The organism is Hymenobacter seoulensis (assembly GCF_054780535.1).
Map to the genome: position 1 here is coordinate 158,992 of NZ_BAAGWD010000006.1, position 16,095 is coordinate 175,086.

Genomic DNA, 16,095 nt, shown 5'->3' on the forward strand with positions numbered 1-16,095 from the left:
CGCCGTTCTTGGGGGCCGGGGCTGAGGCCAGCAAACCGGCTGGGGCGTCCGGAGCATGCGTTACCGGCCTAAGGGAAGGTCCTGCTTATGGCCCCCTGCCCTGGCGAGCCCCACCCGCCGCCAGTACAGAACAAACTGGCATAAACATGATTGCCGGGAAGGCCTACTGACCAGACGGTTCACCCACGGCAGGCAGGAAAAATTTTTTTTCCGGGAAGGGTGTAACTATTGCGCTAAGCGCAAGTATTCCCCGCCGCCGTCCCCTGCTCCCGGACGCTCCTGGCCCCCTCCCTAACTTTCTTACCCCCGCTCGTATGAAACACTTCTTCGCTTTGTGGCTGCTGGCCGGCTTGTGGCTGCCGGCTACCCCGGGCTGGGCGCAGGCCCCCGGCCTGCTAACGGGTATCACCCAGGACAACAAGGGCCAGGCCGTCGGGTTTGCCACCGTCGCCGTGGGGCCGGCGGGCGCAAAAAACAGCATTACGGGCACCGTGGCTGATGAAAACGGGCGCTTTCAGCTGCAGGCCCCGGCCGCTGGCACCTACGTGTTGCGCATCAGCTCTATCGGCTACCTAGCCCGGGAAACGCCCGCGTTTACGCTTACCCCGGAAGAGCCCGGCAAGAATTTCGGCACCCTCGTGCTCCAGCCCGATGCCAGGCAGCTGGCCGAGGTTCAGGTGACCGGGATGCGGCCCACCATCGTGCAGGAAGCAGACCGCATGGTGGTAACAGTGGAAGGCACCGCCATGGCGGCCGGGAACACGGCCTTTGACGTGCTGGCCAAATCCCCCGGCGTGTTCGTGGATCAGGAAGGCAACATTCAGCTCAACGGCAAGAGTGGGGTCACGGTCATGCTCGACGGCCGCCTGACCTACCTCTCGGCCCGGGAGCTGCGCAGCATGCTCGAAGCCATGCCGGCCGCCAACCTGAAAAACATTGAAATCATTGCCAATCCTCCGGCCAAGTACGACGCGGAGGGTACGGCGGGCATTCTCAACCTGAACTTAAAGCAGAACACCCAGCGTGGCCTCAGCGGCAGCGTGTACGCCGGCGCCACCTACAACTTCCAGCAGGTCGGGAACACCTACGGGGCCAGCCTGAACGCCAAGCAGGAAAAGTGGGACGGCTTTTTAACCCTGGACGGCTCCCGCCGGGTGGGCGGGCGCGACGCTACCTTCACGCGCATCTTTTTGGGGGAGCAGCAGACCACCTATTTTCAGCAGGAGGCCACTGGCAACTTTGTCTCCAAAACCCCACCCGTGGTGCGCCTGGGCGGGGACTACCGCCTAAGCCGGCGCCACAGCGTGGGGCTGCTGGCCGGCTATACGCTGCGCCGCGGGGTGACGGATTTTCTAACCGACACCTACCTGGGCGACTCCCCCGCCCAGCCTACCCGCTACATCGACGCCGACAACATCAGCCGCTCCACCTATCAAAACTACACGGGCAACGTGCACTACACGGGCAAGCTTGACAGCACGGGCACTACGCTGACGGCGGATCTGGACATGGTGAAAATTGACAACCGCGGCCAGGCCGACTTTTTCAACTACTTCACCGACCTGCCTACGGGGGAGCGCACCCGGAACCTGGAGTATACCAACACGCTCTCCAACCTGCAGATCTACGCTGCCAAGCTGGACTTTACCCGCCCCCTGCCCGGGGGGCAGAAGCTGGAGGCCGGGGTAAAAGCCAGCCAGGTGACGGCCGACAACGACTCCCGCTTTTACTTTAACAACGATGCCCTGGTGCTGGACCCGCTGCGCACCAACTACTTCCACTATCAGGAACGCATACAGGCCGCCTACGCGAACTGGAGCGGCAAGGCCGGCGACAAGCTTAAGCTGCAGGCCGGCCTGCGCCTGGAGGATACCCGGTCCACGGGTGAGTCCTACACCACGGGGCAGAAAACCCAGCGCCACTATCTGAATCTGTTTCCAAGTTTGTTTGCCCAGCGCCAGATCACCAAGGACTATGAGCTGGGCCTGAGCTACAGCCGCCGTCTTACCCGGCCCAACTACGGCAGCCTGAACCCTTTCCGCTTTTACCGGGACCCCTACACCTACGAGGAAGGCAACCCCTTCCTGCGGCCCCAGTACACCCAGGCCTTCCGCCTCACCCACACCCTGCGGCAGGTCTACAGCCTGGCCCTGAACTACGACTACCAGACCGCCGTCATTTCCGAGGTGCCCATCCTGGACGTGGAAGCGGCCACCACCAAATACACGACCGACAACCTGGACCGCGGGCACATCCTGGGCCTGACCGGCCTGGCCCCGGTGAAGTTCACCAAGTGGTGGGACAGCCAGAACACGGTCGTGGTCTCCTACCGCAAGTTCAGCACCACCGCCACCAACGGCTTTCTATCCAACGAGCGGGTGTATTACATGCTGCAGTCCAATCACACCCTGCGGCTGCCCTCCAAAGTTCGGCTGGAAGTCGAGGCCCGCTACCTGGGCCCCACAGCCTCGGGCCTGTACCAGATCGCGCCCATGCACTGGGTGGGCCTGGCCGTCAAGCGCAGCTTTGCGCAGGACAAGCTGGAAGTCAGTGTTACGGCTAATGACCTGTTCAAGGGCTACCGCTACCGCTTCAGCACCAACATCAACGGCAACGTGAACGACTTCAACCAGTACTTCCGCTTCCGCGCCGTGGGGTTGACCCTGCGCTACAATTTCAGCCAGGGCGCCAAGGTGGAAAGCAAGCGCCGCAACCAGAACCTGGAGGAAGTTAACCGGGCCGGCTAGCTCCGGCACCTGCCGCAGTTTGCTGCTGGCTGCCCGGCTCCCCGCGCGAATACCCCGCCTATTCCCGGTGGCGGGAAGATGAGGCGCTACATTTCCAGCTGAAAAACCGAGCCCTCTCCGGGTACAGTTTGAACCTTAATGGTCCCCCCGTGCAGGTGCAGGATCTGCTTGGCTAAACTCAGGCCGATACCCGTGCCCCCGGGGCGGGTGGTGAAAAAGGGAATAAAGATGCTGTCCAGGATTTCGGCGGGAATACCCGTGCCGTTGTCACTTACCTGCAGCAGCACCCGCCCGTTGTCCTGAGCCTGGGCCAGCAAGCGTATACGGGGCTGGGCGCGCTGACCCACGGCGTAGGCGGCGTTGAGCACCAGGTTGATGAGCACCTGCTCCAGCAGCTGGGCATCGGCCTGGACGGTCAGGGTTGCGGGCTCCACCTCCGCCCGGAGCTCGATGCCGCCTTCGGCCAGCTGGGCCCGGAGCAGGCGGTGGATGGTGTCAAACAGCTCCCGGACCGAGACCAGCGACAGCCGCGGCGCGCTTATGGTGCTGAAATCCCGGTAGACCTGGGCAAAGCGCAGCAGCCCTTCGCTGCGGGTCTGGATAATGCGGATGCCCTCTTCGATATCGGTTAGCAGGGGGCGCCCGGCCGTGGAGGCCTGCTCCAGCTCCCGGCCCAGGTCGCGCCGCAGCGTGTCGGCCAGGGAGGCAATGGGCGCTACCGAGTTCATGATCTCGTGGGTCATCACGCGCAGCAGCTTCTGCCAGGCCTGGGTTTCATTTTCCTCCAGGGCGTGGCTGACATTTTTAAAGGCCACCAACGTAAATTCCCGGCCCTGGAGGCGAAAGGTGGTGGCCGAGAGCAGCAGCTGCATGGTTTTGCCGCCCACGCTCAGGCGGACAACGGTGGAGGCCCCCGGCTCCAGCTGGCATATGGCCTCGTAGAGCGCCGGCAGGCGCTTTTGCAGGGTGGAAATGTTTTTAAGGTAAGGCAGCTCCAGGGTACGCTTAAACGACTCATTGATCGACTCCACCCCCCCGCGGGCATCAAAGGACATCACCCCGGTGTCGATCAGCTGAAGCACGGTCTGCAGGTAGGTGAACTGGGCCTCCCGCTCGGCGCTGAGCTGGCGGAAGGTGGCGCTAAGCTGGTTAAAGGCCGCGTGCAGGGCCCCGTTGGGGTGGGACTCGTTGTAGTGCTGGGAAAAGTCGCGGTACTGCACGGCCAGCAGGAAGTCGGCCAGCGCCCGGGTGCTGCGTGTCACGTGGCGGCCCAGCTCCCACACAGCGAGCCCCAGCAGCCCGACGGCCAGCCCCAGCAGGCCGTAGCGGGCGTGGTCGAACGCCTGCCCGGCCCCGTAGAGCAGGGCCAGCAGCCCCAGCAGGCGCAGGGCAATGCCAAGCTCGGGCCGCTTAGAGATCATGCTTTTCCAGGCGCCGGTACAGGGCCGTCCGGGTCAGGCCCAGCTCTTTGGCGGCTTTGGTCAGGTTGCCGTGGTGGCGCTCAATCACCCGCAGGATGGTGTGCTTTTCCACTTCGCTGAGCTGCAGGGGCCCCTCGTCGGGCAGGGACCCGGTGGGGCTGGCTTCCATGGCCGAAAAATGAAAGTCCTGGGGGCGCAGGGTGGGGCCCTCGGCCAGGATCACGGCGCGCTCCACCGTGTGCTGCAGCTCGCGCACGTTGCCGGGCCAGCGGTGCTGGCGGAGCTTGTGCAGGGTGGCGGGCTCAAATTCCGGCGGGGCCTTGCGGTTGCGCTCGGCGTAGAGGGCGGCAAAGTGGCGGGCCAGCAGCAGCACGTCGTCACCCCGGGCCCGCAGGGGCGGCAGGGTGATTTCCACGGTGTTGAGCCGGTAAATTAAATCCTTGCGAAAGCGCTGCTGGGCGGCCAGCTCGTAGAGCGGGGCGTTGGTGGCGGAGATCAGCCGGATGTCGATGGGCAGGGGGCGGTTGCTGCCAAGAGGAATAACCTCCCGGTTCTGCAGGGCCGTGAGCAGCTTGGCCTGCTGGGCCAGGGAGATGTTGCCGATCTCATCTAAAAACAGGGTCCCGCCCGAAGCGGCGGCAAAGCGGCCCACCCGGTCCTCGCGCGCATCGGTAAAGGAGCCTTTCTTGTGGCCGAACAGCTCGCTTTCAAAGATGCCTTCGCTGATGGCGGCCAGGTCGGCGGTCACAAAGGGCTGGGCGGCCCGCGCGGACTGCTGATGCAGGGCCCGGGCTACCAGCTCCTTACCCGTGCCGTTCTCCCCCAGCAGCAGCACGTTAGCCTCGGTCGGAGCTACCTTCTCAATGGTGAGAAACACGTCCTGCATGGGGGCCGACTCACCGAGCAGGGCAAACCCGGGCTGGGCGGCGGGCCGCCGGGCCGCGGGGGCTCCCCCGGCAAGCTTGCCCGCCTCCTTGGGTTCCAGGGCGGCAGCCAGGGTTTCGAGCAGCTGGGCGTTGTGCCAGGGCTTAACGATAAAGTCGGTGGCCCCGGCCTTGAGCGAGCGTACGGCAGTGCTGATTTCCCCGTGGGCCGTGATCATGATGACCGTGGCCGTCGGATCCTTTTCGCGCACCCGGCCCAGCCAGTAGAGGCCCTCGTTGCCGGTGCCCAGGGTGCTCTTGTAATTCATGTCCAGGAAAATGGCGTCAAACTGCTGCTTGCCCAGCAGGGACAAGAGCAGCTCCGGGTTTTTCTCGGTCACCACCTCCTGCACCTCGGGCTTAAGCAGCATGCGCACGGCAAACAGCACGTCCGCGTCGTCGTCAACCACCAGCACCCGGGCTTTTTTTAAGTTCATGGACGTAACCAAACAAATCAACTAGGGGCTCCCACCGCCTTCCGGTGCTAAGCACCGCAATCCTAGCCATAATTATACTAGTTTCTAAAAAATGGCTTTCCGGGCCGGGGAGGGCAGCTTTAGTTGGCAGGGAGCCGGCGGACTGTATCAGGACCGGACGCCTACTGTATCAAAAGCGGACGTTTTCACTACTGAGATTATCTTGCTGTTAAATAAACGGCTGAATTACAGCAATTTATATAATTGGCATCGTTCTTCCTTTTGACTTGTCCGGACCTGCTATTTCGGGCCCTGCCTATCCATGGATACGATACTTGTCAAGAAAACCTGGACCCCGACCCGCGTGCTACTGCTTGGAGCGCTGGTGCTGCTGGTAGCGGCCGTGGGAGCCCGCCTGCTGCTGGCGGCGGGCCCGGCCACGCTGAACGTGGATCCCGAGCGACTGACCATCAGCCAGGTGACCCGCGGCCCCTTCCAGGAATTTGCCCCGGTTGATGGAGTGGTGATGCCCATCAAAACTATTTACCTCGATGCCCCGGAGGGAGGTACGGTGCAGCGCATCCTGGTGGAGGACGGGGCCACCCTCTCGGCCGGGCAGCCCATCATTCAGCTGGCCAACACGGACCTGCAGCTGGAAATGGTAAACCGGGAAACGGCCGTCTTTGACCTGATGAACAACCTGCAGCAGACGCGCAACCTGCTCCAGCAAAATCGCATTCAGCAGCTTAATCAGCAGGCTGAAATTGACAACCAGCTGCGGGAGGCCCGGCGCCTGTATGAGCTTAACAATAACCTCTTTGAGCAAAAGGTGATTGCCCGGCAGGACTACGTGCAGGCTAAAAATGCCTACGACTACCAGGTGCGGCGGCGGCAACTGAGCCGCCGGGCCCTGGGCCAGGATTCCACGGCCATGCGCGAGCAAGTAAACCAGATGCAGCAGTCCGTCAGCCGCATGCAAAACAACCTGGCCCTGATGCGCCGCAAGCTCGACGATCTGACAATCAAGGCCCCCACGGCGGGCCGCCTGACTTCTTTGAACGCGGAAATTGGGGAGCTGAAAACCCGGGGCCAGCGCATCGGGCAGCTGGACCTGTTGACGGGGCTCAAGGTGCGAGCCACCCTGGACCAGTACTACATCTCCCGCATCTTTCCCGGCCAGAAAGGCGAGATTACTCTCAATGGCAAGCCCTATGCGCTTAGCGTCAAGAAGATTTACACCCAGGTAACTCAGGGCGTGCAGGTGGACCTGGAGTTTACCGGGGCCGCGCCCTCCGACCTGCGCCGCGGGCAGACCGTGCCCGTCCGCCTGGCGCTAAGTGACCCGACCGTGGCCCTGCGCGTGCCCAAGGGAGGGTTTAACCAGAAAACCGGCGGCAACTGGATTTTCAAGGTCAGCGCCGACGGGACCAAAGCCTACAAAACCGATATCCGTTTGGGCCGGCAAAACCCCGAGTACTACGAAGTGCTCGACGGCCTGCACCCGGGCGACCGGGTAATCACCTCCAGCTACGAGGGCTACGAGAAGATGGGCGAACTGGCCCTCAGCGCTAAAACTCAGTAACCCGGCATAAAAGCAAAAACTCCTGAAGAACATCCTGCGGAGCGCCACCGAACCGGAGAACGGTGCCTGCGGTCCTTCTGCTACCCCGGGCGTGATGAGGGCGCCCGATTCGCTGCAACGCAGCGGTAGCCCGGGCCGGCTGCGCTCCGCAGGAAGGTTTTTTGCCCGCCTGAGCTACCCCTGGCTTTTGCCTACCTCTTTCCATTGAACGTCCTACACTAACGCGCACCCGCTACTCCCATGATCAAGATTGAAAACCTCGAAAAGATCTACCGCACCGAAGAAGTGCAGACCAAGGCGCTGAACAACATTTCCCTGGCGGTGAGCGAGGGAGAGTTTGTAGCCATCATGGGGCCTTCGGGCTGCGGCAAATCTACCCTGCTCAACATCCTTGGGCTGCTGGATGAGCCCGACGGGGGCAGCTTCGCTTTCGCGGGCACGGAGGTAGCCCACGCCCCGGAGCGCCGCCGCGCGGAGCTGCGCAAAAAGCACATCGGCTTTGTGTTCCAGAGTTTCAACCTGATTGATGAGCTGACCGTGGCCGAGAACGTGGAGCTTCCCCTCATGTACCTGGGGGTTGGGGCGGCCGAGCGCAAGGAGAAGGTAGCCCGGGTGCTGGAGAAGATGCAGATCATGCACCGCCGCAACCACTTCCCCCAGCAGCTCTCGGGCGGCCAGCAGCAGCGCGTGGCCGTTGCCCGCGCCGTCGTCAACGGTCCCCGCCTGATCCTGGCCGACGAACCCACCGGCAACCTTGACTCCAGCAACGGCAACGAGGTCATGGAGCTGCTCACCGAACTCAACGAGGCCGGCACGACCATCGTGATGGTAACCCACTCGGAGCACGACGCCCGCTATGCTCACCGCGTGATTCGCCTGCTCGACGGGCAGGTGGTGCTCGAAAACGTGCACGCCTAGCGCCGCTCGCCTCGGTTTCTTCTGCTGCCCTCACTTCTACTTCGCTGCCCTCATGGTTCAGCTTTCCCTGCTTCTGATTTACCGGAACTTCAAGCGGTTCAAAACCACCTTTTTTATCAATTTGGTGGGCTTGTCAGTGGGCCTGGCGGGGGCGCTTACCATCTACCTGTGGGTGCACGATGAATGGAGCTTCGACCGGTACCACGCCACTACCGGGCGGCTGTTTCAGGTGCTGGAAAACCAGCGCACGGCCGAGGGCATCAACACCTATGGCACGGCGCCGCTGCTGGCCGAGGCGCTAACCGAGGAAATGCCCGAAATCCAGTACGCGGCCGTGGCCACTCCGCCCGATTTTTTTCCCGGGCTCACGCTGGTGGCCAAGGGAAAAACCGTGCGGGCCGACGCCAAATTTGCCGGCAAAGACTTCTTTCACATCTTCTCCTACAACCTGCAGCAAGGAGATGCCAGCCAGGTGCTGGCTGGCAAAACCGCCGCGGTGCTCTCGCAGGAAATGGCCGCGGCCCTATTCGGCACGGCGGCCAATGCCGTGGGCAAAACAGTAGAATGGCAACTGGCTGACCTTAAGCAAACCGTTATCGTAACGGGCGTGTTCGGTCCTATTCCAACCAATTCTACCGACCAGTTTGACGTGGTGCTCAGCTTTGATGCCTTCAAGGGCATCATGAAAATGGGGGAGTCGATAAACTGGGCCCAGGATGGGCCTTTCAATACGTTCGTGGTGCTGCGCGAGGGCGCTGACCAAGCCCAGTTTCAAACCAAGATTGCAGGTCTTCTTCAGCGCAAGCTGCCGACCCATACGGAACGGATCCTGCTGGTGCAGCCCTACGCCGACCTGTACCTCCACGGCGAGTTCACCAACGGCGTGCCCTCGGGCGGGCGGATTGAGTACGTGCAGCTGTTTTCGGCCATTGCCGTGTTCATTTTGCTCATCGCGGGCATCAATTTCATGAACCTGGCCACGGCCAAGGCCTCGCGTCGGCTAAAGGAAATTGGGGTGAAGAAAACGCTGGGCGCGAGCCGCTTCTCGCTGCTGGCGCACTACCTGACCGAATCAGTGCTCATGAGCTTCATCGCCCTGCTCCTGGCGCTGGCGCTGGTAGACGTGCTGCTGCCCCAGTTCAACGCCATCACCGGCAAGCAACTTGCGCTAGTCTTTACGCCGCACCTGGTGCTTTCGGCGCTGGGGATTACGCTGATGACGGGGCTTCTGGCGGGTAGCTATCCGGCTATTTACTTGTCGGGGCTGCGGCCAGTGGAAGTGCTCAGGGGGCAGCTCGTCGGTTCGGCGGCCGACCTCTGGACGCGCAAGGGCTTGGTGGTTTTCCAGTTTATGCTCTCCGTGCTATTCATGGTCTGCGTGTGGGTGGTTCAGCAGCAGCTTGCCTTTATCCAGAGCAAAGATCTGGGATATGACCGCCACGGCGTCATGACTTTCGAGGCGACGGGCCGGGCGGCGCAGCAGCCCCAAACGTTTCTGGCCGAGCTAAAGCAGCTGCCGGGCGTGGGGAATGCCACCAGCATGTGGGGCTCGTTTGTGGGTACCTACGGCGCGGGGCGTCCGGTGCAATGGGAGGGCCGGGAGATTCTGGCCAACAACTTAAGCGTGAACTACGACATGCTCGAAACCCTGGGCATAACGTTGAAAGAAGGCCGCAGCTTTTCGCCCCAGTTCCGTGCCGACAGCGGGCAGATAATCGTCAACGAAGCCCTGGTAGCCACCCTAGGTCTACAAAACCCGGTGGGCCAGCTGCTCGACAAACAACGGATCGTGGGCGTGGCGAGAAACTTTCACTACGAGTCGCTGCACGAGAAGGTGAAGCCCTTCATTTTCCGGCTGGATCCGCTAACGGCCGGGACCGTTCTGGTGCGGCTGGCACCGGGCCGGGAACAGGAAACCATCGGCCGAATCCAACAATTCTACGCCGCTTTCAACCCCGGCCAGACGCTCACCTACCACTTTCTCGACGAGAATTATCAGGCCCAGTACGCCGCCGAACGGCGCGTGGGGGTGCTGGCCCAATACTTTGCCGGTCTGGCCATTCTTATTTCCTGCCTGGGCCTGTTTGGCCTGACGGCCTTTACGGCCGAAAAGCGCCGCAAGGAAATCGGCATCCGCAAGGTGCTCGGCGCCAGCGAGCTGAGCATCGTTTACCTGCTCTCCCGCGACCTGACCAAGCTGGTGGGGGTAGGCATTCTGCTGGCCCTGCCGCTGAGCTACCTGGTGGTCAGGCACTGGCTCGACGGCTTTCAGTACCGCATACCCCTGCAGGCCTGGCACTTCCTGGGCGCGGGCCTGCTGGCCGTCACCGTGGCCTGGCTTACCATCTGCACCCAGGCGCTGCAAGCCGCCCGGCTTAATCCCACTCTCAGCCTGCGCGACGAATAGCTCCCGGCTGCCCTTCTCTTACCCGTCCGTTCACCTCCTACGACTGACTTCATCATGCTTAAGAACTATATTCTCGTTGCCTACCGCAACCTGATCCGGCACAAGGGTTTTTCCTTTCTCAACATCGCCGGCCTGGCTCTGGGCCTGACGGCCTGCCTGCTGATCGGGCTCTTCGTCCAGGATGAGCTGCAGTACGATAAGTTCGTGCCCCAGGGGGAGCGGATTTACCGGGTATACTCCCAGCAAACCTCCAGCGCGGTGCCCGAAATCCACAGCTCCGTCTCACCCATGTTTGCCACCGTCCTCAAGCAGGAGTTTCCGGAGGTAGAGCAATCCATGCGCATCCTGATGACGGGCACCAGCCTGAGCTTGCTGGAGGTGGGCGAGAAAAAAATGTACGTGGACAATGGGCTGGTGGCGGACTCCACCTTCTTCGGGGTGTTCACCCTGCCCTTTAAGTACGGCTCGGCGGCACAGGCCCTGGATGCGCCTTCCTCGGTGGTGCTCTCGGAAGAGGTGGCCCGCAACTTCTTCGGGGACGTGAACCCGGTGGGCCAGCAGATCAAGATCAGCAAGCAGCCCTTCCTGGTCAAGGGCGTGCTGCGCGACGGGCTGGCCAAATTTCACTTGAAAATTAACTACCTCATCCCCCTGGCCGCGGCCCAGCTGCCCAAGCAGCGCATGTCCAACTGGGGCTGGCAGCAGTTCTACACCTACGTGAAGCTGCGCCCCGGCGCCGCGGCCGCCCAGACCCAGGCCAAGCTGCAGAACTACCTTACCCAGAAGGTTAACCCCACCCTGGGCCCTGACGACAAGTTAACCACCGTGCCCTACCTGCAGCCTCTGCACCAGGTGCACCTGTACTCCAGCAGCTTTAAGTACGACTCGGCCGTCCGGGGCAATATCACCTACGTCAAGGCCCTAAGCTTTATCGCCGCCTTCGTACTGCTGATTGCTGGCTTTAACTTCGTGAACCTGGCTACGGCTAAGTCCATGCAGCGGGCCAAGGAAGTGGGTATCCGCAAAACCATTGGAGCCAGCCGCCGGCAGCTCATGCTGCAATTTCTCAGCGAAACGGTGCTGCTCACCCTCGTAAGCGTGGTGCTGGCCACCGTGCTCACGGCCCTGGTGCTGCCCTCGCTCAACGCCTTCACAGGTAAAGCCATGACGTTTGACTTGCTCCGCTCCCCGGCCCTGCTCGGGTTGCTGCTGGCTTTAACGCTGGTAGTAGGGGTAGTGGCGGGTTTTTACCCGGCCCTGGTGCTGTCGAGCTTTCAGCCGGTAAAGGTGCTGAAAAGTGCGGTGGTCACGGACGGCATTTTCGGGCGGGTGCAGTGGCTGCGGCACGGGCTGATTGTGGTGCAGTTTGCCTTGTCTGTGTTCCTGATCGTGTGCGCCATCGTCGTGTTCCGGCAGGTCAGCTACCTGCACAACAAGGACCTGGGCTTTAACCGGGAGCAGATCATGTTTTTTCCCATGCGGGGCGACAACATGAACCAGCACTACGAAGCCTTTAAAAATGAGCTCCAGCAGGTGCCCGGGGTGGTATCCACCAGCATTGGCTACGGCTTTCCCGGGGACCAGGTGGCCGGCGACGGCCTGGGGGTGCCCACCAACGGGGAGATGAAGGAGTATTCCTGCACCCAGCTCATGGTAGACTACGACTACATCAAAACCCTGGGCCTGCACCTGGTTGCGGGCCGGGACTTTGCCAAGGAGCAGACCACTGACAAGGACCAGGCCTTTATCATCAACGAAACGGCCGTGCGGGACTTCGGCTTCGGCACGCCCCAGCAGGCCCTGGGCAAAAAGGTGCAGTGGAAAGTGTGGAACGACAAAAACCCGGATTCTTTGAAGGTGGGCCGCATTATCGGCGTGGTCCAGGACTTCCACTACAAAAGCCTCTACGACCGCCTGGAGCCGGCTGTCCTGCAGATCTTTCCCGGCGCCTACTGGAAAGTAGCCGTTAAGCTGAAAGCGGAAAACCTGGGCCCGGCCGTGGACGGGGTTAAGCAGGTATGGGCCCGGTTTAGCCCGGACAGCCCCATTGAGTACAAGTTCCTGGATCAGAATTTCGAGCAGATGTACCAGGCGGAGGACAAGCTGAAGTCCCTGCTCTGGATTTTCACTGGCATTGCCATTTTTGTGGGCTGCCTCGGTTTGTTTGGCCTGGCCACCTACGCGGCCGAGCGCCGCAAAAAGGAGATTGGCATTCGCAAAGTACTGGGGGCCAGCGTGGGCAACATCGTGGCCCTGCTCTCCAAGGAGTTCATGGTGCTGGTAGCCGTCGCTGCCGTTATTGCCTTCCCCGCCGCCTGGCTGGCCATGAGCGCCTGGCTGCAGGACTTTGCTTACCGGATTGATCTGCCCCTCTGGGCGTTTGGGGCGGCCGGGGCCCTGGCCGCCGTAGTCGCGTTTCTGACCGTGGGCTACCAGGCCGTGCGGGCGGCCACCGCCAATCCGGTCAACAATCTCCGGGCAAACTAAGCTTTACTTCCGGCCGCTGATTGGGGCTCGGAGAAGCTAGGGTGGGAGCGGAGCTAGTACTTGCCGACTGGCGCCTGCCCAGCGGGTGTTGCGGCAGCCCCCGGCGATTTGATGTGGACGTGTTCACGGTCCCCATTAAGGTCCGCTCCCGCCGGCCCTGGTGCTTTACCTGGGCCCGCGGGAGCGGACTTGGATTTCCGAGCAGTTTTGTTGCCGACCTTACTTGTCGGGGTTCTGAGCATGGTCCTCTGGCTTGCTATGGATTCTTACAAACTCCACCACCCATACCCATTCATTGCGAACCCAGGCCGACGGATAAATGGTATCCAGTAAGCCGCGAAATGCGGCGATGGGATGGTCGTACCAGCGGAAGCTGCCGGGCACGGCCGGGTCTGCTTCCACCCCACCCCACTGCTGCCGGCCGGCCACTATTTTCTGAGGTAAGCCTTCGGCAACCGCGTCGGCCGCCGTTAGCTGGCGTACCTGCTCTACCCGCAGATTCACTATCTGCAGCTGGAGCGTAGCATCTTCCGCCACCTCTAAAATATCCCCTACTTTACCCAGGGGGCAGTCCACCGAAAATCCTGTTCCCGCTGCTTTTTGCTCCAAATCCTTGAACAGGGCAGTCTGCCCCGTGACCGCCGCCACGTGGTACCGGTCGGGCTGAAGCTGCATCGGCAGGGTAGGCTGAAGTCGGCGTCGGGTGACGGTTTTGCTGCCGGCCCGCAGGGCTGCCAGCATTTCGGCATTAAAGGAAATTTGCGGCATTTTTTTGCAAGGTAAGCCACTCGGAGTAAGCCACTCGGACGTGCCGGGAGAGGTTATTTGACCAGCCTACCTGATGAAAAGGGCAATTGCGAATAAAGTAAATTGGGGAACATCCAATGAAATCGCACTGAAGACAGCACTTGAAAGGGTAGACACCCCGGCGAGCGTTGCAGCTCGCTTCGTCCGATTTATACCCATCGTTAATTAGGTAGCGCTGCCTAGTGAGTGCTGGTGTCAAATCACCCGCGTGTGGTACTGAGCTTTGATGGTTACTGCTAGCAGGCCGCTAAAGCGGTGGATTTTTCTTTTATAAATACAATAAAATTGATTTATTAATAATTTAACATATCCTTAACACGGTTCAGCTTAGGAGGCGTTACTGACGAGGTACCTTGTGCCACTTTTGTTCTTTCACCTACCTATTGCCTTTGCATGAACTTTACCTTTTCGCCTCTACCTCCCGGTAGGGGCTTTTGGCGTTTGCCCTCCCGTGCGCAACGCGCCCTCCGCAACCGTAAGGCGGTTTCCTGCTTTCGCTTCAGTCCACTTTTGGTCCTTCTCTTGCTGCCTTTGTTGGCACTGGCGCAAACCAGCAGCCCGGCGGTCGTAATCAGTCAGATTTATGGGGGAGGGGGCAACTCCGGTAGTACATATAAAAACGACTTTGTTGAACTGCACAACCTTACCAACGCGGACATTTCCCTGGCCGGCTATTCGGTGCAGTACGCCTCTTCAGCCGGTTCCAGCTGGCAGACTACGGTAATCACCACGGGTACTATTCCCGCGGGCGGATACTTCCTGATTCAGCAGGCCGCCGGCAGTGCTGGTACTATGGCCTTGCCGACTGCTGATGCAACCGGCACAATTCTAATGTCTGCTACTGGCGGTAAAGTAGCGCTGGTAAGCAGCTCAACTGCTTTGATCGGTAGCTGTCCCAGTGGCAGCACCGTCATTGACCTGGTGGGCTTTGGTGGATCTACCACGACTTCAGGAATCTGCTACGAAGGCACGGGCCCCACGGCCGCCCCGACGAGTACCAGCAGCGTCAGTCGCAAGGATAACGGCTGCACCGATACCAACAACAACAGCACCGACTTTACCGTGGGTCCTGTTAACCCCCGTAACTCCCAAAGTGATGCGGTCAGCTGCGTAATCAGCACAACGCCCACTCCCTCCGGCTTTACCCCCGATTCCGGACCGGTGGGCACCGTGCTGACAATTGCGGGCAGCAATCTAGCCTCCATCACCTCAGTAACCGTTGGGGGGGTAGCGGCCACCAGCGTGACAGCATCCGCTAACTCCATAACAGCCACCGTGGCGGCATCAACCCCTGTGGGTGGTGCCAGCGTAGTGCTCAGTGATGGCACGGTTACCTACGCCGTGCCCGGAACTTTCACCGTCTCCGCCCCCCCAACCGCCAGCGTAAGCACCCCTACGTTGAGCAGTTCCACGGCCTGCCCCGGCGGCCAGCTGTCGGTAACCTTCAGGGCCTCCGGGGCCTTTGCCCCCGCTAACACGTTCTCGGTAGAGCTGTCTGATGCCAGCGGCGTTTTCGCGGCTTCACCTCCCATCATCGCTACCCTTACGGGGAACAGCACCACTTCCCAGACCCTCACCGCTACCCTTCCGGTAGGAACGTCCGGCGGCCTGACCTACAAGGTAAGAGTCATGGCATCCGATCCCGCCACCCAGAGTGAGACGTCTTCCGCGTTCGGGGTCAGCAGCGTGCGAGTATCCCCCACCAGTGCTCAGAGTGTATACACCAGTGAAAACGGTCAACTTCTGACGGCAACGGAAACTACTTCGCCCACCGGGGGAAGGCAGTGGGTGTATGCCACTACCGCCGGGGGGCCTTACTCCCTACTTTCCGGGGAAACAGCGGCCACCTACACGCCTCGCTTTACCGCTGAGGGCACTTACTTTGTAGCCGTCCAGTCCAGCTTTGCCTGCGGCGTGCTCACCAGCAATGAGGTGGCCGTGACTGTCAGCGCTCCGCCCGTGCCAACGCTTACAGCTCTCTCGGCCGAGGTTGGCGCGGCCGGTACCCAGCTGCAGCTACGGGGCAATGGCTTTACCAGCACGGCCGCGGTATTCTTTAACGGGGTACCCGCCGCCCAGGTATTTTACGTTTCTTCCACCCAACTTTACGCCACGGTTCCGACCGGGGCCACCACGGGCCGGGTTACGGTCAGCACTGCCTACGGAACGGCCACCAGCACCTCCGCTTTTACCGGCTACGCCCTGGATCAAGCCCTGCTTGACAACTTTTCCCGCGCCGATGACGCTGCAGTAGGCGACGGCTGGCATGAAGTTGAAACAACTGCTCAGGGGGCCAGAATTGTTGGCAATCAACTTAAAATGAGTGGGGGAACCAGCGGCCGGGAGTTCATAGTCCGTGATCTTTCCACCCGCTACAACCCCGTGCT

9 protein-coding genes are annotated in these 16,095 nt (G+C 61.2%); 6 read left to right on the forward strand and 3 right to left on the reverse strand.

Translation table 11 applies throughout. From position 1 onward, the window contains the following. Positions 1–314 precede the first annotated feature (314 nt). On the forward strand, positions 315–2,747 hold the full coding sequence (locus ACYVHC_RS19525; RefSeq protein WP_460615486.1) for an outer membrane beta-barrel protein: 2,433 nt from the start codon (positions 315–317) through the stop codon (positions 2,745–2,747). A gap of 86 nt (positions 2,748–2,833) precedes the next feature. Here ACYVHC_RS19525 and ACYVHC_RS19530 read toward each other — a convergent pair whose 3' ends face one another. Together ACYVHC_RS19530 and ACYVHC_RS19535 are read right to left on the reverse strand one after the other, a co-directional pair. After that, the gene (locus ACYVHC_RS19530; RefSeq protein WP_460615487.1) at positions 2,834–4,168 is read right to left on the reverse strand and encodes a sensor histidine kinase; all 1,335 of its coding nucleotides are present in this window, start codon (positions 4,166–4,168) and stop codon (positions 2,834–2,836) included. After that, positions 4,158–5,528, reverse strand: a complete 1,371-nt coding sequence (locus tag ACYVHC_RS19535) for a sigma-54-dependent transcriptional regulator (protein WP_460615488.1) — start codon at positions 5,526–5,528, stop codon at positions 4,158–4,160. Before ACYVHC_RS19535 ends, ACYVHC_RS19530 begins: the two co-directional genes overlap by 11 nt. A 301-nt stretch (positions 5,529–5,829) precedes the next feature. Between ACYVHC_RS19535 and ACYVHC_RS19540 the strand changes: the two genes are divergently transcribed. The 4 genes from ACYVHC_RS19540 (at position 5,830) to ACYVHC_RS19555 (ending at position 12,901) form a co-directional block, all read left to right on the forward strand. After that, on the forward strand, positions 5,830–7,089 hold the full coding sequence (locus ACYVHC_RS19540; RefSeq protein WP_460615489.1) for an efflux RND transporter periplasmic adaptor subunit: 1,260 nt from the start codon (positions 5,830–5,832) through the stop codon (positions 7,087–7,089). A 240-nt stretch (positions 7,090–7,329) separates the two neighbouring features. Then, complete coding sequence (locus ACYVHC_RS19545) at positions 7,330–8,007, forward strand: ABC transporter ATP-binding protein (protein ID WP_460615490.1); 678 nt, start codon at positions 7,330–7,332, stop codon at positions 8,005–8,007. 52 nt (positions 8,008–8,059) lie between these two features. Further along, positions 8,060–10,414 (forward strand): ABC transporter permease, encoded by a 2,355-nt coding sequence (locus tag ACYVHC_RS19550; RefSeq protein ID WP_460615491.1) that lies wholly within the window; start codon positions 8,060–8,062, stop codon positions 10,412–10,414. Positions 10,415–10,468: 54 nt separating this feature from the next. After that, positions 10,469–12,901, forward strand: coding sequence for an ADOP family protein (locus ACYVHC_RS19555; RefSeq protein ID WP_460615492.1), 2,433 nt, complete (start codon positions 10,469–10,471; stop codon positions 12,899–12,901). Between the two features lie 219 nt (positions 12,902–13,120). Here ACYVHC_RS19555 and ACYVHC_RS19560 read toward each other — a convergent pair whose 3' ends face one another. Beyond that, the gene (locus ACYVHC_RS19560; protein ID WP_460615493.1) at positions 13,121–13,669 is read right to left on the reverse strand and encodes an ASCH domain-containing protein; all 549 of its coding nucleotides are present in this window, start codon (positions 13,667–13,669) and stop codon (positions 13,121–13,123) included. Between the two features lie 561 nt (positions 13,670–14,230). Between ACYVHC_RS19560 and ACYVHC_RS19565 the strand changes: the two genes are divergently transcribed. Continuing rightward, positions 14,231–16,095 (forward strand): lamin tail domain-containing protein (locus ACYVHC_RS19565; protein WP_460615494.1); only part of this gene is annotated, 1,865 nt, incomplete at its 3' end.